The sequence below is a fragment of the Streptomyces sp. NPDC058092 genome (assembly GCF_042884935.1).
Taxonomy (GTDB): Bacteria; Actinomycetota; Actinomycetes; order Streptomycetales; family Streptomycetaceae; genus Streptomyces.
Genome location: NZ_JBHVSY010000007.1, coordinates 175659 through 195414 on the forward strand (window position 1 = coordinate 175659; position 19756 = coordinate 195414).

18 protein-coding genes are annotated in these 19756 nt (G+C 70.1%); 5 read left to right on the forward strand and 13 right to left on the reverse strand.

Annotation, left to right across the window (positions count from 1 at the left end):
- Window positions 1-12: 12 nt before the first annotated feature.
- From ACFVV1_RS14295 to ACFVV1_RS14335, 9 genes are read right to left on the reverse strand one after another with little or no spacing between them, the layout of a single operon-like run.
- The gene (locus tag ACFVV1_RS14295) at window positions 13-1092 is read right to left on the reverse strand and encodes a pyridoxal phosphate-dependent aminotransferase (protein ID WP_389989346.1); all 1080 of its coding nucleotides are present in this window, start codon (window positions 1090-1092) and stop codon (window positions 13-15) included.
- Window positions 1093-1116: 24 nt separating this feature from the next.
- Entirely contained in the window at window positions 1117-2766 is a 1650-nt protein-coding gene (locus ACFVV1_RS14300) for an AMP-binding protein (protein ID WP_389989348.1), read from the reverse strand.
- 2 nt (window positions 2767-2768) lie between these two features.
- Window positions 2769-3779 carry an acyl-CoA desaturase gene (locus tag ACFVV1_RS14305; RefSeq protein WP_389989350.1) on the reverse strand — a complete coding sequence of 337 codons (1011 nt, stop codon included), beginning with the start codon at window positions 3777-3779 and terminating at the stop codon, window positions 2769-2771.
- 32 nt (window positions 3780-3811) lie between these two features.
- Window positions 3812-5284, reverse strand: a complete 1473-nt coding sequence (locus ACFVV1_RS14310) for an MFS transporter (protein WP_389989352.1) — start codon at window positions 5282-5284, stop codon at window positions 3812-3814.
- A gap of 53 nt (window positions 5285-5337) precedes the next feature.
- The gene (locus tag ACFVV1_RS14315) at window positions 5338-6252 is read right to left on the reverse strand and encodes an SDR family NAD(P)-dependent oxidoreductase (RefSeq protein WP_389989354.1); all 915 of its coding nucleotides are present in this window, start codon (window positions 6250-6252) and stop codon (window positions 5338-5340) included.
- Window positions 6249-7301: an SDR family oxidoreductase gene (locus ACFVV1_RS14320; RefSeq protein ID WP_389989356.1), complete on the reverse strand. Its 1053-nt coding sequence runs from the start codon at window positions 7299-7301 to the stop codon at window positions 6249-6251. The genes ACFVV1_RS14315 and ACFVV1_RS14320 overlap by 4 nt, the downstream gene beginning before the upstream one ends.
- Window positions 7298-8623, reverse strand: a complete 1326-nt coding sequence (locus ACFVV1_RS14325; protein WP_389989358.1) for an NAD(P)/FAD-dependent oxidoreductase — start codon at window positions 8621-8623, stop codon at window positions 7298-7300. Before ACFVV1_RS14325 ends, ACFVV1_RS14320 begins: the two co-directional genes overlap by 4 nt.
- A complete protein-coding gene (locus tag ACFVV1_RS14330) occupies window positions 8624-9502 on the reverse strand; it encodes a class I SAM-dependent methyltransferase (RefSeq protein ID WP_389989360.1) in 879 nt (292 codons plus the stop codon).
- Window positions 9499-9750 carry an acyl carrier protein gene (locus ACFVV1_RS14335; protein ID WP_389989362.1) on the reverse strand — a complete coding sequence of 84 codons (252 nt, stop codon included), beginning with the start codon at window positions 9748-9750 and terminating at the stop codon, window positions 9499-9501. The genes ACFVV1_RS14330 and ACFVV1_RS14335 overlap by 4 nt, the downstream gene beginning before the upstream one ends.
- A 188-nt stretch (window positions 9751-9938) precedes the next feature.
- Between ACFVV1_RS14335 and ACFVV1_RS14340 the strand changes: the two genes are divergently transcribed.
- From ACFVV1_RS14340 to ACFVV1_RS14360, 5 genes are all read left to right on the forward strand, one after another.
- Entirely contained in the window at window positions 9939-11660 is a 1722-nt protein-coding gene (locus ACFVV1_RS14340; RefSeq protein WP_389989364.1) for a thiamine pyrophosphate-binding protein, read from the forward strand.
- Window positions 11657-12328, forward strand: coding sequence for an SRPBCC family protein (locus ACFVV1_RS14345; RefSeq protein WP_389989366.1), 672 nt, complete (start codon window positions 11657-11659; stop codon window positions 12326-12328). Before ACFVV1_RS14340 ends, ACFVV1_RS14345 begins: the two co-directional genes overlap by 4 nt.
- On the forward strand, window positions 12325-13350 hold the full coding sequence (locus tag ACFVV1_RS14350) for a 3-oxoacyl-ACP synthase III family protein (protein ID WP_389989368.1): 1026 nt from the start codon (window positions 12325-12327) through the stop codon (window positions 13348-13350). Before ACFVV1_RS14345 ends, ACFVV1_RS14350 begins: the two co-directional genes overlap by 4 nt.
- Window positions 13351-13457: 107 nt before the next feature.
- A complete protein-coding gene (locus tag ACFVV1_RS14355) occupies window positions 13458-14636 on the forward strand; it encodes an FAD-dependent monooxygenase (protein ID WP_389989370.1) in 1179 nt (392 codons plus the stop codon).
- Window positions 14637-14750: 114 nt separating this feature from the next.
- Window positions 14751-15248, forward strand: a complete 498-nt coding sequence (locus ACFVV1_RS14360; RefSeq protein WP_389989372.1) for a hypothetical protein — start codon at window positions 14751-14753, stop codon at window positions 15246-15248.
- Between the two features lie 95 nt (window positions 15249-15343).
- On the opposite strand, the gene ACFVV1_RS14365 is transcribed toward ACFVV1_RS14360, so the two are convergent.
- From ACFVV1_RS14365 to ACFVV1_RS14380, 4 genes are all read right to left on the reverse strand, one after another.
- Window positions 15344-16033: a 4'-phosphopantetheinyl transferase family protein gene (locus tag ACFVV1_RS14365; protein WP_389989374.1), complete on the reverse strand. Its 690-nt coding sequence runs from the start codon at window positions 16031-16033 to the stop codon at window positions 15344-15346.
- Between the two features lie 26 nt (window positions 16034-16059).
- Window positions 16060-18414, reverse strand: a complete 2355-nt coding sequence (locus ACFVV1_RS14370) for a LuxR C-terminal-related transcriptional regulator (RefSeq protein WP_389989376.1) — start codon at window positions 18412-18414, stop codon at window positions 16060-16062.
- Window positions 18415-18747: 333 nt separating this feature from the next.
- Complete coding sequence (locus ACFVV1_RS14375; RefSeq protein WP_389989378.1) at window positions 18748-19560, reverse strand: thioesterase II family protein; 813 nt, start codon at window positions 19558-19560, stop codon at window positions 18748-18750.
- 27 nt (window positions 19561-19587) lie between these two features.
- A complete protein-coding gene (locus ACFVV1_RS14380; RefSeq protein WP_389989380.1) occupies window positions 19588-19746 on the reverse strand; it encodes a hypothetical protein in 159 nt (52 codons plus the stop codon).
- Window positions 19747-19756: the final 10 nt, after the last annotated feature.

A 19756-nucleotide genomic window follows, 5' to 3' on the forward strand; every position in this document is an offset into this window, starting at 1 on the left:
CCGCCAGGCAGTTCAGTGGTGCTGGAGCAGTGCCGTGAGCGCGGTGGCGAGGCGCTCCACCTCGGCCTCGGTCCCGACCGAGATGCGCAGGTGTCCGGGCAGCCCCAGGGCGTCGAGATTGCGTACGAAGATGTGATGCTCCGACGCGAGCCGGGCCGTGAAGCGGACGCTGTCTCCCGGCACCTTTGCCATGACGAAGTTCGTGACGGACGGCGCGTATTCGATGCCGAGGGCGTCGAGGGACTTGCACAGCAGCTCCCTGGCCCGGGCGTTCTCAGCGCGTACCCGCTCGATGTACGCGGGCTGTTCGAGGGCGCGCAGCACGGCCCGCTGCGCCTGCCGGTTGACGTTGAACGGAAGGGCGCCGGCGGTGGCGCCGACCTTGGCGATGAGATCCGCCGGGCCGATGGCGACCCCCATGCGCACCGAGGCGAGCCCCCATGCCTTGGAGAAGGTGCGCATCACCAGGACGCGGCGGCCCGCACGCACGGCGTCCAGTGCGATCTCGTGGGCGCGGCCCGCGAAGTCCATGTACGCCTCGTCGAAGACCAGGACGGTGCCAGCGCGTTCCGCGGCATCGATCAGCTTCGTGACCTCCGCGCCATCGAGCACCGCTCCGGTGGGGTTGAGCGGGTTGCAGACGAAGGCCAGCGTGGCGCCGCGCCCGATCGCGTCGGTGACCTCGTCGGCGGGGATCGCCGCCCCGCTCAGCGGGACGGTGGCCACGGTGGCTCCCACGGACGCGGCGGACATCACATAGCCGGGGAAGGTGGTGCTGGTGGTGACGACGGAGGTGCCGGGCTCACGCAGGAACGTCATCGAGGTGACCAGCACCAGTTCGTCGGTTCCGTTGCCGACCGCGATCATCTCGGGCGGCACACCGAAATGCGTGGCCAAGCCCTCGCGAAGGTCCCGGCACTCGCTGTCCGGGTAGCGGTTGAGATACCGCGCGCTCTCTTCGCGTACCGCTTCGACGGTGCCGGGCGGTGGGCCGTACGGGTTCTCGTTGAGATGCAGCCGGAGATATTCCTCCCGCCCGGAGATCTCCGTATCGGCGAAGAAGTCCGATGGCAGGACCTGGCCTTGGGACATGGTCGTACCTCTCTGTGGCGGGCGTCAGCCGAGCGGGACGCGGGCGATGGTATTCAGCTGGGTGGTGTCCTGGGCCAGCAGCGTCCGGCAGCGGAACCTCTGGATCTTTCCGCTGGGCGTACGGGGCAGATGGCCGCGCTCCACGAAGACGCACTCGGCGAGCGTGATGCCCGACTTCTCCCGGGCCACGGCGGCGGCCTGGTCGGCGATCAGCGGGAAGTCGGAGCTCCTGCGCTTGGGTTCCATGAACAGGACGAGCCGGGGAGCACCGGAGTCCGCCACATCGACCAGCGCCGAGCAGCCCTTGCGGACCGGCCCGAGCGCCTCGATCGCCGACTCGATCTCACCGGTGTGGACGTTGCGGCCCCCCACCGAGATCAGATCGTCCGCCCGGCCCACGAAGTAGACCTCCCCGTCGTGGACGAACCCCAGGTCGCCGGTGTGCAGTACGCCGTCGTGGAACTTCTCGGCGGTGCGCTCCGGGTCGCCGTGGTAGCCGGAGGCCAAGCTCGGCGAGGAGACCAGCAGTTGGGAGACGCGGCCCGGCTGGGCCGTCCGCACGGTCACCCCGGGCAGCGGGGGGCCGTTGGAGACCAGCCGCGTGGCATGCGGGGCGTGGTGGGGAACCTCGACGATCCGGTTGTCGAGCAGGGCCACGCGGTCGAAGCTGCGGGTCACCGGGACCGCGCCGAGCGGGGTGCTGGAGACCGCGAGGGTCGCCTCGGCCATGCCGTACGCGGGCATGAAGGCGGTCGCGGACAGCCCGGAGGAGGCGAAGGCCGCGACGGTGGCGTCGAGCGTCTCCGCGTCGACCCGTTCGGCACCGATCACGCAGACGTTCAGCTTGAGGGGCTTGGGCAGAGCGGTCCGGCCCTGGGCCCGGGTGACGAGGTGCAGAGCAGTGTTGGTGCCTGCGGTCATCGTCGCGCCGAACTCGGACATGTCCCGGAACCAAGTGCGCGGCGCCATGCCGAACCGCTCGGGCGACGACAGGACGAAGTCGTAGTCGAAGGCCCAGGCGTGCAGCATCGTGCCGAAGATGCCCATGTCGTGGGAGAGCGGCAGCCAGGAGGCGATGGTCTCGTCGCCCGGGTGCCCGCCCGTCGTCATCTCGCGCAGCATGTGCAGATGGGTGCCGATGGCCCGGGTGCTGAGCCGGCATCCCTTGGGCAGGCTGGTGCTGCCGGACGAGTACTGGATGAAAGCGGTGTCGTCGGGGCCGGGCGGCGAGGGCTCGATGCGCCGGTCGCTGTACAGCTTCGACCAGTTGAGGACCGGGAGCTGGGCTGCGAGCTTGACGGGGACCATCGGTTCGAGGCGCTCCTCCACCAGGAGCATCGCAGGGTCGAGCCGCTCGGTGAGGAGGCTCAGCTGCTTGCCGTACTCCTGCGGCGTCTGCCCGCGGGCGGGCAGCGGGAAGGAGGCGACGGCGCCGCCCGCGAGCCAGACCGCGAGTAGTCCGCGCAGGGTGTCGGCGGAGTTGGTCAGGACGGTCGCCACGCGCGTGCCGGGGCGCACCCCGGCCGAGCGGAGCGTCGCCGCCATGCCGTGCGCGTCCGCGACGACCTCGCGCCAGGGGACGTGCCCGAACGCGTCCTCGTCCCAGTGGTGCAGGACGCCCTGCGACTCCTTCCTCAGCAAGAGGTCCCAGAGTCCCGTTCCGGTGGCTGTCATCGCTACTCCACGTCCACGAGAGAGATGGCGTCGTCGCCGCGCGAGCGGTCCGCCATGGGTGCGATCTTCTGCTGGCTGACCAGGAGTTCGTGCTGACTGAGCAGGCCGCCGCTGACGCGGCTGACGCCTGCCTCGCGCATCGTCATCCGCTCGGGGTCGATGCGGATGACCTTCCAGGCGAGGCGGGTCTTCTCCAGGCTCCAGATGAAGATCGCGGACAGGTCGACCTCGTACCACTTCATGCCGTGCCGGGCGGACCGCGGGAAGGCGTGGTGGTTGTTGTGCCACGCCTCACCGAAGGACGGCAGCGCCAGCCAGGCGACGTTGCGCGAGTGGTCGGTGGTGGTGAAGCGGCGCCGGCCGAAGTAGTGGCCGATCGAATTCACCGCGTACGTCATGTGGTTGATCAGGAAGATCCGGACGAGACCGCCCCACAGGATGCCGGTCAGCAGGGCCTGGACCGAGCCGCCCGTGATGGCGAAGGCCATCAGGCCCGGCAGCACGACACCGGCGGCGACGACGAGCACGAAGTTCTCGCTGAGCCGGCGCAGCGACTTCTCGCGGACCAGGTCGGGGCAGTAGCGGATCGGGTCGGAGCTGAGGTCCTCGTCGAAGAGCCAGCCCAGGTGGGCGTGCCAGATGCCGGCGAGCGCGCCCTTGAAGCCCGGCTCGAAGCCGAGGTGCGGGCTGTGCGGGTCGCCTTCCTTGTCGGCGACGCGGTGGTGCTTGCGGTGGTGCGCCGCCCAGATGATCGGCGGGCCCTGGCCCGCGATGACGCCCGCCGTGGCCAGGGCCACGCGGATCGGTTTGTACGTCTCGAAGGAGCGATGGGTCAGCATCCGGTGGTAGCCGGTGGATATGCCTATCCCCGAGATCACGTACATGATCAGGGTGACCAGTACGTCGGTCCAGCCGAAGATGTGGTTCCACGCCAGGACCATGGCGCCCACGAGAGCGACCAGCGGCACCAGCGACGCCGCGAGCATGTACCAGCGGTGTTCCTTGCCATCCATGTACGTGTGCCTCTTTCTCTTGAGCTCTCTTGTCACACGCCTGAGGTTGTTTCGGGGTCGAACTCGGTACGCAGCGTGGGCAGCGCCAGCGAGAGCACCGCGGCACATCCGCTGAGCACGGTGCCGAGGAGGAAGGCGGAGTGGAAGCTCTCCAGGAGCGAGTCGGGCAGGGCGGTGCCCGCCGCCAGTTCGTCGTCGAGGCGGCTGCTCGCCAGCGTGGCCAGGACCGCGAGGCCGGCGGCGCCGCCGATCTGCTGACCGGTGTTCAAGACACCCGAGGCCGCGCCGGACTCGGACTTCGCCACGCCGCTGACGGCCGCCACCACCAGCGGCACCATCGCCAGGCCGTAACCTGCCGCGCACAGCAGCAGGGTGGGCAGGATGTCGGAGACGTACGACGCCTTGACCGGCGAGCCGAGCAGCAGGCCCATGCCGAGGGTGGCCGAGCCGAGCCCGACCAGACACAGCACGCGGCTGCCCAGCTTGGGCAGCAGCTGGATCGCGATCCCGGAGAAGGCGGCCATGGTGACGCCGAACGGCGCCCAGGACAGACCGGCCCGCAGCGGGGACCACCCCTGGAGGTTCTGCATGTACTGGGTCAGGAAGAAGAAGATCCCGTACAGGCCGGAGGCGGCGAGCAGCATCATCGCGTTGGCCGTGGTGAGCTGCCGGTTGGCGAAGATGCCCAGGCTGATCAGCGGTTCCTCGGCGCGCTGCTCCCTGATGACGAAGGCCACCAGGAGAACGACGGACCCCGCGAGACCGGCCAGCGTGGTGAAGGAACCCCAGGGCCGGTGGCTGGTGCTGATGACCGTGTAGACGAGCAGCAGCAGTGCCGCGGTGATCAGCACGGCCCCGGTGCTGTCCAACGAGGGCCGCTTACCCGCGCGCTCCTCGCGGTCGGCCAGCGAGGGGCGCAGCGCGAGCACGAACAGCAGGGCACCGACCGGGATGTTGATGAAGAACACCCAGCGCCAGCTGATGAAATCGGTGATCACACCGCCGAGCAGCACTCCGGAGACCCCGGAGATCCCGGTGAGTCCGCCCCAGATGCCCAGGGCTTTACGCCGTTCCTTCGGCTCCTTGAAGACGGTGATCAGGATGGACAGGGCGGCCGGACTGAGCAGGGCCGCCCCGAGCCCCTGGGCGCCGCGCGCCACGATCAGAAGCTGGGACGAGTCGGCCAGACCGCAGACGAGGGAGGCCGCCGTGAAGATCCCGAGTCCGGTGAGGAAGGTCCGTCGCCTGCCGAAGAGGTCCGCGCACCGCCCGCCGAGCACCAGGAAGCCGCCGAACAGCAGCATGTAGGCGTCGACGACCCAGGCCAGCGAGGCCCGGTCGAAGTGGAGCGCGGTCCGGATGGTCGGCAGCGCCATCGAGACCACCGTGTCGTCGACGATGACCATGAACTGCGCGCCGCACGTCACCGCGAGGGCCAGTGCCGCCACCTTGGACGCCGTGCCGCTCGCTTCTGGCGCGGTGGATTGGCTTGTTCCCCTGTCCATGCCTGCCTTCTCCTGTTCGCTGTGCTGTGCCGTGGAAGTGGTGTGTGTGGGGCTCAGGTGGCCGTCGCCTGCGCTACGACCCGGTTCAGCCGGTCCATGCGGGTGGCGAGACTCATCCGTCCCTCGAGCCGGAAGGCCGGCAGCCGCCTGCCGTCGATGTCGCTGAAGCCGTATTCGTCGGCCAGATCACCGGTGGACAGGACCTGCCCGGAGCGCTCAAGTACTCCGGGGTCACTGGCGAGGTGGGCGATCGCCCGCCCCACGTACTCGGGGGTGTGCACGACCGCGGCCGGGCCCTCGCCCAGGGCTTCCCAGGCCGCCTCGACCCGCTCGGTGCGTACGAAGCCCGGGTGGAGGGAGACCGCGGCGACCTTGCGCTTGCGCAGGTCGGCGGCGAACGCCTTGCTGAGCCGGTCGTTGGCGGACTTGAAGACGTCGTACGCGGCCTGGCCGAGGTAGGTGTCGCCGTCGGTGAAACCGATCCCGACGATGAGGCCCTTCTTCTGCGGGATCATCAAAGGCGTGAGCAGCCGCGTGATGTCGTACTGGGCGCGCAGCGAGCCCTCGCACAGTTCGTAGCGCCACATGGGCTGTTCCCAGAACGGGGCGTCGAACCGCACGTCGGCGGAACGCTCGTAGCCCGCCCAGGCGTTGTTGACCAACAGGTCGAGCCTGCCGTGGCCGGTCCGGATCCGGTCGGCCAGGGCCTGGTTGTCGCTCTGGGACCGGTGGTCGCAGCGCACCGCGATACCGGTGCCGCCGCGGGCCGTGACCTCTTCGGCCGTCTCGTCGACCGTGCCGGGCAGGCCCTCGGTACGGTCACCGGCGCGGGTGCTGCGCCCGGTGACGTAGACCGTGGCGCCCGCGCTGCCCAGGGCGAGCGCGATGCCGCGGCCCACGCCCCGGCTGGCTCCGGTGACCACCGCGACGGTTCCGTCCAGCCGCGGGGGCTTCCACTCCTCGTTCACGCTGCGTCCTTTCCGGCTCTTTGGCCGAGGTTGTCGGAGGCGTACTCAAGCGTCCGCAGGTAGGCGTCGGAGTCCTGGACGTACGGGATGCCGTAGCGCTCGCGCAGCTCGGGCATGGACGTGGGCAGGACACCGCCACTGCACCGGGTCACTTCGCTGACGTCGCGCAGGACGGACAGGTAGGAGCGCGCCAGCGGCGGCAGCCTGCGCAGTTCCTCGGGGTCGAGGCCGTCCGGGTCGATGACCGGGAGCGGCGGCAGTGGCCGGCCCAGGTTCGCGGCGTGCTTGGCGCACACCGCGATGGTGCTCTCCATGTCCATGGCTTCGTCGCCGTACGTCACCCAGAACGCGCCGCTGTCGTCGCCGAGTTCGACAGCCTTGAGCACCGCCTTGGCCAGCAGGTCCTGCGGCACGATGTCGATCCGGTTGCCTTCGTGAACGGGGACGAAGGGCGCCCGGCCACGGCAGATCCAGTCGGACATGAGCTGCACGATCTGCCCGCGTGAGGTCCACCCGGTGAGGGAGTCGCCGATCAGGTTGGTCGGCCGGAACACCGTGTGCGGCACCCCACTGTCGCGCAGGAGCTGCTCGGAACGCAGCTTGGAGCGTACATAGTTGGTGGTGACGTTGGTGTCGCTGAGCCGGTACGGGGCGTTGGCGAACAGCGCCGCCACGAAGGCGGTGCTCATGAAGTGAACCGTGGCGCCGGAGAGTTCGGCGAACTCGATCACGCGGCGTGTGCCATCGACGTTGACCGGCTCGTAGCGCTCGTCGGGCAGCCCCCACTCGGTCAGCCCGGCGGAGTGGATGACGGTGTCGACGTCGCTCGCCAGTGCGCGGTAGCTCTCGTCGTCGAGGCCGAAGCGCGGCTCGGCGAGGTCGGCGCCGACGACCTGCCCGGCGGTGTCGGGGACGGCGGTGCCGCCCGGCCTGGCCATGGAGATGACACGCACCGGATGGCCCGGTGCCTCGGCGAGCACGGCCTGGCCGACCACTCCGGAGGCGCCGGTCAGCAGGACGGTGCGGCGTCGGCCGCCTGTGCGCGTCATACGCGGGACTCCTTCCACTCCATCAGGCGTGTGGTGGCCTGCGCGCCGATGTACAGCAGGGGTTCGGGCGGGAAGGCGCGCTGCTTGCGGTGCTCGTCGTCGACGTACAGCAGCCGCGCGTACTCGGAGTCCTTGCCGAGGACGAGGTCACGTAGCACCTTGCCGCCGGTGTGCGTGGCGGCGATGCCGTTGCCGTTGAAGCCGTAGCCGTAGAAGACGTTGCCGCCCGGCAGCGACCCGAAGTGCGGGGCGTAGTCCCGGGTGACGTCGACCGTGCCGCCGTAGGTGTAGGTGAACCGCACGTCGTGCCACATCGGGAAGAACCTTTCGAACTCCTTGTGCAGCTCCCGGTAGGTCCGCTGGTCGTTCATGCGACGCCGGCGCATGTCCCTCCCGAAGAAGTACTGGGCGGGGCCGCCGGCCCACATCAGCCGGTTGTCCGCGGTGAACCGGGCGCACGTCAGGAAGGTCTTGGCCTCGACCAGGCCTTCCCTTCCCGCCCAGGCGATGCGGCCGAGCTGTTCGTCGGTGAGCGGTTCGCTCACCATCGCGTAACTCCAGATCGGCACCGTCTTGTTGCGGAACGGCTCGAAGGTGAACTGGTGCGCGTTGGCGGCGATGATCACCTTGTCCGCGGTGATCCGGCCGCCGGGAGTGACGACGGCGGGCCGCACCCCGGGCTCGACGCGCAGCACCGGGGTGTTCTCGTAGACGGTCACCCCGCGTTCCTTGACGACGCGGGCCACTCCTCGGGCCAGTTTGAAGGGATTGACCAGCGCGCCGCCGGTGCGCATGGCGCCCAGGATGGCGGGTGAGCCGATCAGCTCCTGGCCCTGTGCTGCCGAGAGGATCTCGGGCTGCTCCCGGCCGGCGATCCTGGTGGCCAGTTCCCGGTCCTCGCGCAGCCGCTTCAGCTGGGCCTGGCTGGTGGCGACCATCAGGTAGTCGTTCGCCTCGTACTCCGCGTCGATCTTGTTGCGGCGCGCGAAGCGGCCGATCTCCAGGATGGAACGGCCCACCGCCTGGGACGCCTCCAGGGTGCGGCGGGTGCCGAACTGCTGGACCAGGGCCTGGATGTCCTTGCCGATGGTCGGCGTGACGAAGCCGTCCGCGCGGCCCGAGGCCCCGTAACCGGAGTGCTTGGCCTCGACGACGCGGATATCGAGCGCGGGCTCGGCCTCCTGAAGGAAGTGGGCGGCCCAGAGTCCCGTGTATCCGCCGCCGACGATGGCCACGTCGCAGTCCACGTGGCCGCGCAGCGGTGGTTCGGGGGTGACGCATTCGGTCTCGTGCCAGTAGACGATGTGCTTTCGTGTACTCACTCAGCGCACCTTCTCAAGAACTATTCTCACCAGGCCCAGGTGCCGGTCGGTGAAATGTCGGACGCAGGCACCCAGATAGTTCTCGTAATTGGCGACGTGCTCCTCACCGGAAATGCGTACGGCCGATTCACGGTTCTCCTGAAGCCTGCGCAGCCATTCCGCGCACGTACGGGCGTAGTGATCGGGGTCATTGCGCAGAGAGACGACATCGAAGAGCTTCTCGCTGGATTCGACGACCTCGGAGAGTGCCGGAATCTCGGACTCGGGGAAGATCGTCTCCATGATGAACATGAGCTCACGAACGGTGGCCTTGTCCATCACATTGTTGTTGCCCTTGATGTTGGTCTGCAGGGCGATACGGCCGCGCAGGGGCAGCCAGGAGCGGCAGCGCTCGAAGAACTCCCGGTAGGAGGCGATCCGTTCGGCCCGGGACAGGCCGGTCCTGGCGAAGTGCTCGAACGCGCCGATCGAGATGATCGCGTCGTAGCCCTCGGCCGGCTCGTGGTGCAGCCAGTTCTCCACGCGGATCTCGGTACGCGGCAGTTCGGCGGCCCGCACCAGTTCGGCCTGGCTGTCGCTGAGGGTGAGGCCCACGGCGTGCTCCACGCCGTGGACCCCGGTCAGCCGCTTGAGGACGCTGCCCCAGCCGCAGCCCACGTCCAGGACCCGCCGGGCCCCGGCCGCCCCGGCCCCCTCGATGAGGTGGTCCAGCTTGCGTATCTGCGCGGCTTCGAGCTCCTCCGCCACGGAGGGCTCGTCCCACAGGGCACAGGTGTAGGTGAGGGACTTGTCGAGCCACAGGCCGTAGAAGTCGTTCGAGACGTCGTAGTGGTGCTTGATCGCCTCGGCCGTGGCGCCCTGGTAGGTGGCGGTGCTCACGCCGCGGCTTCGGCTGACTGGGCCGCCTCGACCAGCTTGACCAGGTCGCCGACGGTCTTCACGTCGGCTGCCTGACTGGGGTCGAGCTCGATCTCCGCGTCGTCCTCGATGGTGTAGACGATGTCGGCGATCTGCAGGCTGGAAAGGCCCACCGAGTCGAAGACGGTGTCGGCGTCGAGACTCAGTCCCGCGGCCTTGTTGCCGAGCTTCTTCTCTATGAGGGTGCACACGGTGTCAACGGTGATCACGAGGGGTATCCCTTTCGGCTGGGCGATGTGCGAGGAAGTTAACCGCCCCACGTCGGGCGCCACATGACATGCCGGTATGGCAGATCCCTGCCATACCGGCCCGGCCGTCCCCTGGCAGGTATGTGCTGCTTGCCGATGGGCGGTGGTTCCGCCTGAAATGGCGGAACCACCGCCGGAAGGGACGGGCCATGAGAAATTCACTTCGAGTGGTCGACTTCATCGTGGATTTCCTCCGCGATAAGGAACTCAGCCACGTGTTCGGAGTCGGCGGCGCGAATATCGAGGACCTGTATGACGCGATCCATCACGCGGAATCCGGCCCACTCGGTGTACTCGCCAAGCACGAGTTCTCCGCCGTCACCATGGCGGACGGATACCACCGCGCCTCGCAGCGCGTACCGGTGATCGCCGCCACCTCGGGGGCCGGGGCCATGAACCTGGTCCCGGGGATTGCCGAACTCAGAGCCTCGTACGTGCCGGCTCTGGTGCTCATAGGGCAGCCGCCCGCCTCCCTGGACGGGCACGGCTCCTTCCAGGAGACCAGCGGACTGGCGGGGTCGATCGACGCGGTCCGCCTGTTCGGCGAACTCGCCGTGTACTGCGCCCGGGTCGACGAGCCGGAATCCATTGCGCGGCTGCTCCCGGCGGCCCTCGCGGCAGCCATGGATGCGGCGACCCCCGGGCCCGCCGTACTGCTGCTGCCCAAGGACGTCCAGCAGGCCGTGCTCGCGCCTTGGGAGCCGCCCAGAGCGTCGCGGACCTACGCTCCGCCGCTGTCCCCCGACGGTGAACGGGCCCGCGCGGTCGACCTGTTGCGCTCGGCATGCGAGCGGCAGGGCGTCGTGGTGGTCGCCGGTGAAGCGGTGGCCAGGGCTGACGCGCGCCGTCAACTGGCATGGCTCGTGGATGCGTTGGGCGCGCGTGTTGCCGTCGCCCCTGACGCCAAGGACGTCTTCGATCGCAGAAGCCCGCTGCACCTGGGAGTGGTGGGCGCCATCGGCAGCGGCCATGTACAGGAGGTCCTGGAGCAGGCGTCGGCCGTCGTGCTGGCCGGCACCCGGCTGCCGCAGATGGCGGGGGCCGGGCTGCACGACCACCTCAAAGGCGTGCCGGTGATCTGCGTCGATCCTCGCCACCCGTTCCTGGAGCCGCGCGAGGAACTGGTCCGGCTCACGGGCCCAGTCGGCGTCGAACTTGCCCTGCTGGCCAAGGAGGTCGGCCACGCGGCCCCGGAACCCGACCGGGCAGCGGCCGCCGAGCCGGCGCCGCCCGCCGAGCCGGCGCCGTCCACCCCCCTGGACATGCGCACCGCCGCACTCACCGTCGCCGCACACCTGCCCGGCGGGGCGAACGTGGTCGCCGACGCGGGCAACGCCGGCGCCACCGCCATCCACCACGTCCCCGTGCCCGAGGGCGGGCGGTTCATCGCCGCCCTGGGCATGGGGGGCATGGGGCACAGTTTCGGCGCCGGGATCGGCGCGGCGTTCGCGACCGGCAGACGCACCGTCGTGCTCGCCGGGGACGGGGCGTTCTTCATGCACGGCATGGAGGTGCACACCGCGGTCGAACATCAGCTGCCCGTGACGTTCGTGATCCTCAACAACAACGCGCACGGCATGTGCGCTACCCGCGAGCAGCTGTTCTACTCGGGCGACTACTCCTACAACCTCTTCCGCCCGGCCCGGATCGGCGACGGCGTCGCCGCCCTGTTCCCCGGCCTGGACGCGGTGACCGTCACCACCGCGGGGGAGCTGGGAGCAGCCCTCGACCGCACCTCGTCCACCGGGGCGCCTTTGCTGGTCTGCGTCGATGTCGACGCCGCCGAGATGCCACCGTTCAGACCTTTCCTGCAACACGCCATGGCCGTGGGCCTGGGCCGCTCTGTCAACCAAGGAGTCACATCACCATGACCACCGCACTGACCAACCCGACCGTCCTCGACGGCTACGTCGCGCCGGACCCCGTACCCGCCGGCATCAAGGACGTCCCGGGGCTGCTGCGCTGGGAGACCACGCCGCGCGAGGAAGCTCTCGCGCTCGCGGGCACGCTGACCAAGGAGTCGTTCACCTACGACGAGGTGTACGGGCAGTTCGTGACGGTGCACCAGTACATAGACGCGCCGCCGCAGGCGGTCTACGAGTACCTCACCGACGTACGCAACCTGAACGAGTACACCTACAGCACCCGCGACTTCGCCCCCACCGACGTTCCGGGCGTCTACCAGGGGCGCGACACGCTCCTGGACAACGAGACCAAGATCTTCATGAAGATCGACGGCGACCCCGAGGCGCTCACCGTCGACATGCGGTGCGCCTGGGACCAGGGCGTCGAACTGTGGATGAACTACCTGCACCGGATCGTCCCGGCGCAGACCGTCCTCAACAAGCCCGGCTCCGTGGTCATCTGGACCAACTGCCGGCACCCGTACTACGACAAGAATCCCCACACCGATCTCGCCTCAAGCCCCGAGCGCCCGTGGGTCGGCGACATGTGGCCGCTCTTCTACGCCGGTCACCAGGTGGAGATCGACAACCTGAAGAAGATCCTGGAGCACCGTTACGGGAACGGGACCGCATGAGAGCCGTAAGTCTGCTGGAGCTGGCCTCCTATCTGCCCGGAGAACCGGTCCCAACGGACTACTTCCTCCAATACCAGGGAGAGAACGCCGAGTTGGCGGGGCACAGGATGTTCAGGGCCCCGCACTACCGGCACCAGGTTTCCAGAGACGAGACGCCCGCGGACATGATGGAGAAGGCCGGGCTCGCCCTGCGGGACCGAATCGGCGAGCAGGCCCTGCGCTCCGTGGACGTAGTGATCACCAACTCCCTGCTGCCCGAAGTGCCGTTCACAGGACCCGGCGCCGAAGTGGCCCACCGGCTCGGCGTCAAGGCCGACTGGGTCCTGGACGCCCACAACGGGGGCTGCGCCTCGTTCATCCACATGCTCCGGATCGCCAAGGCCCTCATCGGCTCCGGACAGGCGACGTCCGCGCTGCTGTTCAACGTGCAGAACAGCGCCGGTCCCGTGATGACACAACCCGATGTGCGCGGGCTTCCCGAGGCCGTCATCCCGGGCGACGGCTGCGGTGCCGCGTACGTGGCGGCGTCCGGCGAGTCGCCGGTCCTCGGCATCGAGGTCGCCAACCACGGCGAGTACACCCGGGACTGCGGGCTCACGCTGAACGACGGCCGCAAGTACTGGGAGCCGGGGGCCAGCCAGATGCACGTCGGTTTCACCCCCGACAAGGTCTCCGACATTGTCGAGCGCGGAAACCGCTTGGTGCCCGAGGTGGTCGGCAGGGTCTGCGAGCAGTTGGACCTCAAGACCGACGACCTGGATCTGCTGATCACCAACCAGCCCAACCGGATGTTCCTCAAACAGTGGCAGGAGCGGCTCTCCATCGGAGCGGACCGTCACCTGGACACCTTCGACCGGTTCGGCAACCTCTTCGGCGCCGCCGTCCCGATCACGCTTGACCACGGCATCCGCGAGGGCCGGGTCAGGGACGACAGCCTGCTCATGCTGGCCGGCTTCGCGCACGCCGGGGACTTCGCGGGAGCGGCGGCCGTGCACTGGCGGGCGGGAGGTGGCCGCCGGTGACGTGCGGGCCCGGCGGGTGGGCGCGCCCCGCCCGCAGGGCCGCTCCCACGGTCGCGCACCGGCATCTGCGACGAGCCTTCAACCGGCCCCTGTGACAAGGAGAGTTCATGTCTCGTCCTAGCGCCGTCATCATCGGCGCCGGCATCGGTGGTCTGACCGCCGCGCTGGGGCTGCACAGACGTGGCTGGCGCACCACTGTCCTGGAGCGTGCCCCCACACTGTCCCCGGTCGGCGCCGCGCTGACCCTGGCCCCCAACGCGCAGCGCGCGCTCGCCGCTCTCGGCCTCGGAGAGGTCAGCGACCTGGCGGCATGGGACGGTGACGGACTGCTGCGCGACCCCCGTGGCCGCCCCCTGACCCGTACGGACAGCTCGTCCGTCGTCGCCCGGTTCGGCGGCCCCCTGGTGGTCCTGCGGCGCAGCGACCTCATAGACCTGATTGTCAAGCGGCTGTCCCACGGCACGCTCCACACCGGTGAGGCCGCGCTGCTCGCCGACCCCGGGGCGCGGGACCGCAGGGCGCGGGTCACCACCGCGCAGGGGGTGTACGAAGCCGACCTCGTCATCGGCGCCGACGGCATCAACTCCTCCGTCCGCACCGTCCTGTTCCCCGCGCACCCGGCACCGGCCTACGGAGGCTGGACGGTCTGGCGCATCCTCGCCCCCATGCCACGGCCGCACTTCGTCCCGCACGAGACATGGGGCGGCGGGCACGTGTGGGGCAGCCTGATCCGCGACGCGGACAGCGTGTTCATCTACGCCTGTGCGGTGACGGAGCGAGGCGGCCGTTCCCCGGACGGGGAGAAGGCGGAACTGCGGCGGCGGTTCGGCCACTGGCACGACCCCATCCCCGCCCTCCTCGACTCGGTGGGGGAGGAGGACATCCTGCGCCACGACGTCTTCCACATGGCAGACCCCCTGGGCGCCTTCCAGCAGGGCCGCAGCGCCCTCCTCGGGGACGCCGCGCACGCCATGGTGCCCACCCTCGGCCAGGGCGCCAACATGGCGATCGAGGACGGCGTGGTCCTCGCCCACCACGCAGTGCCGGGCGGGGATCTGCCGTCCGCCCTCGCCGCGTACGACCGCGAGCGCAGGCCGCGTACCACTGATCTGATCCGCCGTGCCGAACGCGCTTCGCGGCTGATGTCGCTGCGTTCGCGCGCCGCCGTCGCGGCCCGTGACGCGGCGATCAGAACGCTGTCGAAAGTGGTCCCCGGCCTGCTGCTGCGCAGCTTCGACGGGATCGCCGACTGGCATCCGCCGACCACGAGAATTCCGGTGGCCTGAGCGCCAGGTCCACGGCCGTACGCCCACGGCATCAGGTCCACCGGGTGAACCGGGCGGCCGCGAGCGCTCCCGGTTCGTAACCACCATCACCCGTACTACCAAGGGGATTTGACTATGCATCCGCTCACGAAGCCCGTCACGGTCCTTTCCGCCGCCCTGTTCCTCGGCTCCCTCGCCACCGTTGTTCCGGCCTCCGCGTCCCAGACGGCGGACGTCCAGACCGTCACGGCGACGTACGACTGCGGCTCCTACGGAACCACCGATCTGACGATCCATGCCTCCGCCGCGAGCGGCGTGGGCTCCGTCAAGATCTCCACCAGCGCCGGCCTGGCCCCGGTGGACATCCCGGCGAACTCGATCACCGCGACGCTCCGCCTGGCGCGCGCCGCGGGCGGCACCGTCTCCTTCAGCGGCACCGCCAACGACGCCGCAGCCGCGGGCCGGCCGGTCGTCATCGGCGCGCTGACCGGTTCGGTGGCCGCGGGCGACAGCCTCGACTCCTACATCCCGGCCGCCGGCTCCGGCGACGCCTCGCTGAGCCTCAACATCCTCGGCACCGCGAACACCTGCGTCGCCGTGTCGAAGCAGAGCCCCGGCCCGATCGTCTTCTGACCCGGGCGCGTCCCTCCCGGACACTGAACCGCCGTGCCCGGCACCCTGGTTGTGCGCACAACCAGGCTGCCGGGTACCGGCGCGGCGGGCGCGGTTCATGAGGACGCGGCCGTCGGTATCCGCACGGCGACCGGACCCGCGTGCGCCGCGGGCCGGGCGACCGCGGCCAGGCACGCTCCGGTGACCGCCACGTCACGTACGTCCCACAGGCTGTGGCCGCCGGGGGCCGTCCGCCGTATCAGCGCGTGGTCGTCCTCGGGACGCACCTCTATGCGCGCCAGATCAGTGCCAAGACCGACCCCCCAGGCCTTGCTCACCGCCTCTTTCCGCACCCAGCAGCGCATCAGGGCGTCGTCGCGTCCGCCGCCGGACCGGGCGGCCGCCACATGAGCCTGCTCTGCGCGGCTGAGACAGCGGCGGACCACTGCCGACACCTCATGGGTCCGCCGGAGCTCGATGTCCACCCCGACCGGCGCCTGGTACGAGAGGGCGAGCATCCACCACCGCTCCGAGCGCGACACACTGATCTGCCAGTCGGTGACCGGCCGTTGGATGCGAGGCGGACCGTGCTGGTCGCTTCCGCAGCCCGGGCAGGGCGCGGTCGCCCAGGTTACCGAGGACGGCTCCACGTCGTGCCACCGCGCGACGGTGCGGCGGATCGCGGCACGGGCCCCCGCGTATCTGGCGCGGGTCACGTCGTCCGCGTACCCCTCAAGGCGGTGCTTCTCCCGGTCGTCCAGGACGGCCAGGTCATCGGCCAGCAAGGAGTCCTGTGCCCGGCCCACCCAGATGTGGGTCGTCGCGGCCGCCTTCACAGGCCGGCCCGCTGCACAATGCGCGCGACATGCACCCGGGAGGTGCACTCCAGCTTCTGCATCACCACACGCAGATGGTTGGTCACGGTCCATTCCGAGATGCCCAGTCGGCGGCCGACCTGCCGGTTGGTGAGGCCTTCCGCGACCAGTAGGGCGACCTCGTGCTGACGAGGAGTCAGTCCGAGCGGTGCCCCCGAACCGGCCCGCGCGGCCGGTTCCTTGTCGGGTGGCGGCGCGAACAGGCCGGCGATCAGAGCGTCACGGACCGAGACGTGCCGGGCGTCGGCCCGCAGCTGCCGCAGGGTGGGGGCCTCGACGCTTCCGTGGAGCCGGTCGGTCAGCGCCCGCAGCGTGCCGTCGTCGTCGGACACCAGGCCGTAACGGCCGCGAAGCGCCGCCGCGTACGCCAGCACCCTGGCCACGGCGTACCGCTGCTCCTCGGCCCCGCCCCGGAAGGCGAGAACGGCCACCGTCTCCAGAGCCTCGGCCGCCTGAGCCGGAGAGCCGGTCCTCAGTAGCAGCCGCATCGACGCCCGCACCGTCTCGTACGCCTCGACGGCCCGGCCCTGCAGCCGCCGGATCCGTGCCAGTGCGCTCAGCAGGGACGCGCGCAACGCGATCGGCGACTCGGAGGACCGCCAGGCCGGGTCGGCCCCGTCGGGTGTACGGGACAGCGCGTCCAGGGCCTCAAGGACGGGCTGTTCGGCGTCCGGGTCGCCGTGCGCGGCCCTCACGAGGGCCAGGGACCTGCGGGCCAGGGCGCCGGCTCGCACATCGTCCACGGCGTCGAGCTGCGGGATCGCGGAGTCGAGCAGGACGGCCGCGGCGGCCGTCTCGCCCCGGCGGCGCAGCAGTTCGCCGGTCAGACCAGTCACCCGGGCGTGTCCGCCGGGAGAGTCCGCGCAGGCCGCCGCCGCGCGGTCGAGGGCGGCCTGCGCGCGCTGCTGGTCGTCGCGGTCGAGCGCCCAGCGGGCGACGGACATCAATGCCTCTGCGGCCAGGGTTCCGGCAGGGTCCGCGGGCGGCAGGGCGGCGGTGGACTCCTCGATGACGTCGGCGACCTCCGGAGCCAGACCGTGATCGAGCAAGGGGCCTTCCAGCGAGGTCAGCAGGCGCAGGACTCCGGCGTGGTCGCCGCGTGCGCTCAGATGGCCGGCCGCCTTGCGCAGGTCTGGCAGCCGGGAGCCGACAGCAGACAGCAACTGGCTCGGGTGCCGTCCGCGGCGCAGCTCTTTCGCGATGTCCGCGGCGAATACGGCGCAGTGCCCGGCGTGGAGGTCGAGCGCCTGCTGGAACGCCGCGTCGTCGCGCGCCAGCTCCTCGCGGTAGTGGTGGCGTGCCATGTGCGTCAGCCGGAACTCCGGCTCGCCGTCCTGGTCGGTTCCGCTCAGCAACAGGCTCTTGTGCACCAGGGATTCGACACCCGACACCGCCGCCTCGTGTCCGGCTCGCGCCATGTGCCGCACGGCGGACAGGCTGACAGCGGACTCGAACACGGCGATCCGGCCCAGGAGCTGACGGTCGGTGTCACTCAGTACGCAGGCCGCCCAGGCCAAGGCGCTGTCGCCGCCGCGGTGCCGGTCGGGTGCGTCACGCAGCCTGCGGCGACGACGCGTGTACTCGCCCCTGCGCAGACGGTCGAGTACGGCGTGCGGGCTCTCGGCGCCCACGGCTTCCGCTGCCATCTCGACGGCCAGAGGAACTCCGTCGACCTCCCGGCAGATGTCCGCCACCACCAGTCGGCCCGGTTCCTGCGCGAGCCGGGCGCGGTAGGAGGGGTGCACGCGGGTGATGAAGATGTCCTCGGCCGGTGAACCGGGGCCCGTGGGCAGCGGATCGACCGGCAGGACGTGTTCGGCGCGGAGGTCCAGGGGCATCCGGCTGGTGACCAGAATCCGCAGCCGGGGGCAGGCCCTGAGCAGGGCGGAGACGTCCATGGCGATGTCCGCGCCCACCAGGTCGCAGTTGTCCAGGACGAGCAGCACCTCCGCCCCGCCGATCCGTTCCGCGGCCTCCTTGGCCGTACGGGCGTCGAGACGGGACCAGAGAGCGAGGGCGCCATCCGCCGAGGCGAGGTCCATCCACAGGGTGTCCGCAGCGCGGCGGCGCGGCCAGGTGTGGAAAGCCGTGTGCGCCAGGTGGCTCTTGCCCACGCCGGCCGGCCCGGTCAGGGTGATCAGCTGTCCTCTGGGGTTGCTCAACAGACCGTGCACAAGCGCCTGTTCGGAGAGTCGGCCGAACAGCTCGCCGAACTCGGGGTCGTGGCCGAAGCCGGCAGGGGCTGAGGAGGCGACAGTGCGGGTCCTGACCGGCTGGGGCGGAGTGTCGCGTTCGCGTGGCGGGGTGAACATGTCAGCCTCCCTGTTCGTCGGCGGTGGGCCCGGCGCCGCACGGCCGATGGATGCGGCGGCGCCGGGTCCTGGCGAGGGTGGGGGGATCGGGGCAGATCCCGTGTGCTGTCAAAGCCTGTGTGCTGTCTCGGACCTGGTGGGAGACAGGGCTCGAACGGTGTGGGCCGCTGGTCGTGGAAGGCGCGCCGGCGCGCCCGCTCCTCCGGCTCCGGAAGGCTGCCGTCGGCGAGGTACAGCCGGTAGGTGATGAGGTCGATGCGCCGGCGAACACGGTGCTGACCAGATCAACGGCGTCGGGCCACACGGGGGTGTCTCGCTGAGCGAGCACTGTTCTCACCTTCTCGGTCCCTTCGTCAGCTCGTCACGAGGCGGTACGTCGTCACGCGGTGGTGCGCCGCCATACCTGGCCAGTAGCGTGCTCAGACGGCTGAGCAGGTCGCTCTCGTGAGTGCGGGTGATGAAGTGGCCGCCGGGCAGGGTGCGCAGTTCGGAACCCTGGGTTCCGTGCGCCGACCACGCGGCCATCTTGTGGACGGGCACCAGATGGTCCTGGTCGCCCACGAGGAGGTGGAGGGGCACCTGGAGCGGTTCGATCTCGTGCGGCTCCACCCACCCGGAGCAGAGCCTGAGGTCGTCGCGCACCAGCGGCATGAAGGCCGCCCTGAACCGCGGTCGTCGGGCCAGCTCCCAAGGGATTCCGTCCAGTTCGGCCAGGCTCGTCGCCAGTGTCTCGTCGTCCGCCCCCGGGTCCAGGATGCGGTTGGGCCGGATGTGCGGAGCGCGGTGAGAACTCAGGACGAGGGCCAGCGGCAGTACCGCGCCGCGGCGCTGGCGGCGCAGGGTGAGCGCATGGGAGATGAACGCCCCCATGCTGTGCCCGTAGATGATGTGGGGTCGCGACAGCGCGTCGTCGAGCTCTTCGTCCATCTCCTCGACCAGGGCGTCGAGGTCGGTGAACCGTGCCTCGCCGGCCCGTTCCTCCCGTCCGGGCAGCTGTACGGGCCGGACACGGACCCTGGCTCCACGCGGATCGAGGGCCTGCTGCCACGACGCGTACGAGGATGCCCCGCCCCCGGCACAGGGCAGGCAGAAGAGGCTCAGTTCCGTTCCGACGGAAAATGGTTGCGGCAGATAGGGCGTTGTCATGGCGCGATCCCGCGTCTCACTCAGGTCTCAGGAGAGCTGCCGGACAGCGACCTGAAGAGCCATCCGCTTGCCCTTGCCGGGGATGTCCTGCCAGTCGGCGGCCCGGCTGCCGTTGATCTGGCCTTCGAGGATCACCACGTCATCCACGCGGTGGACCGGGAACACCTCGTGCTCCAGGTAGGCCACGCGATGAGCA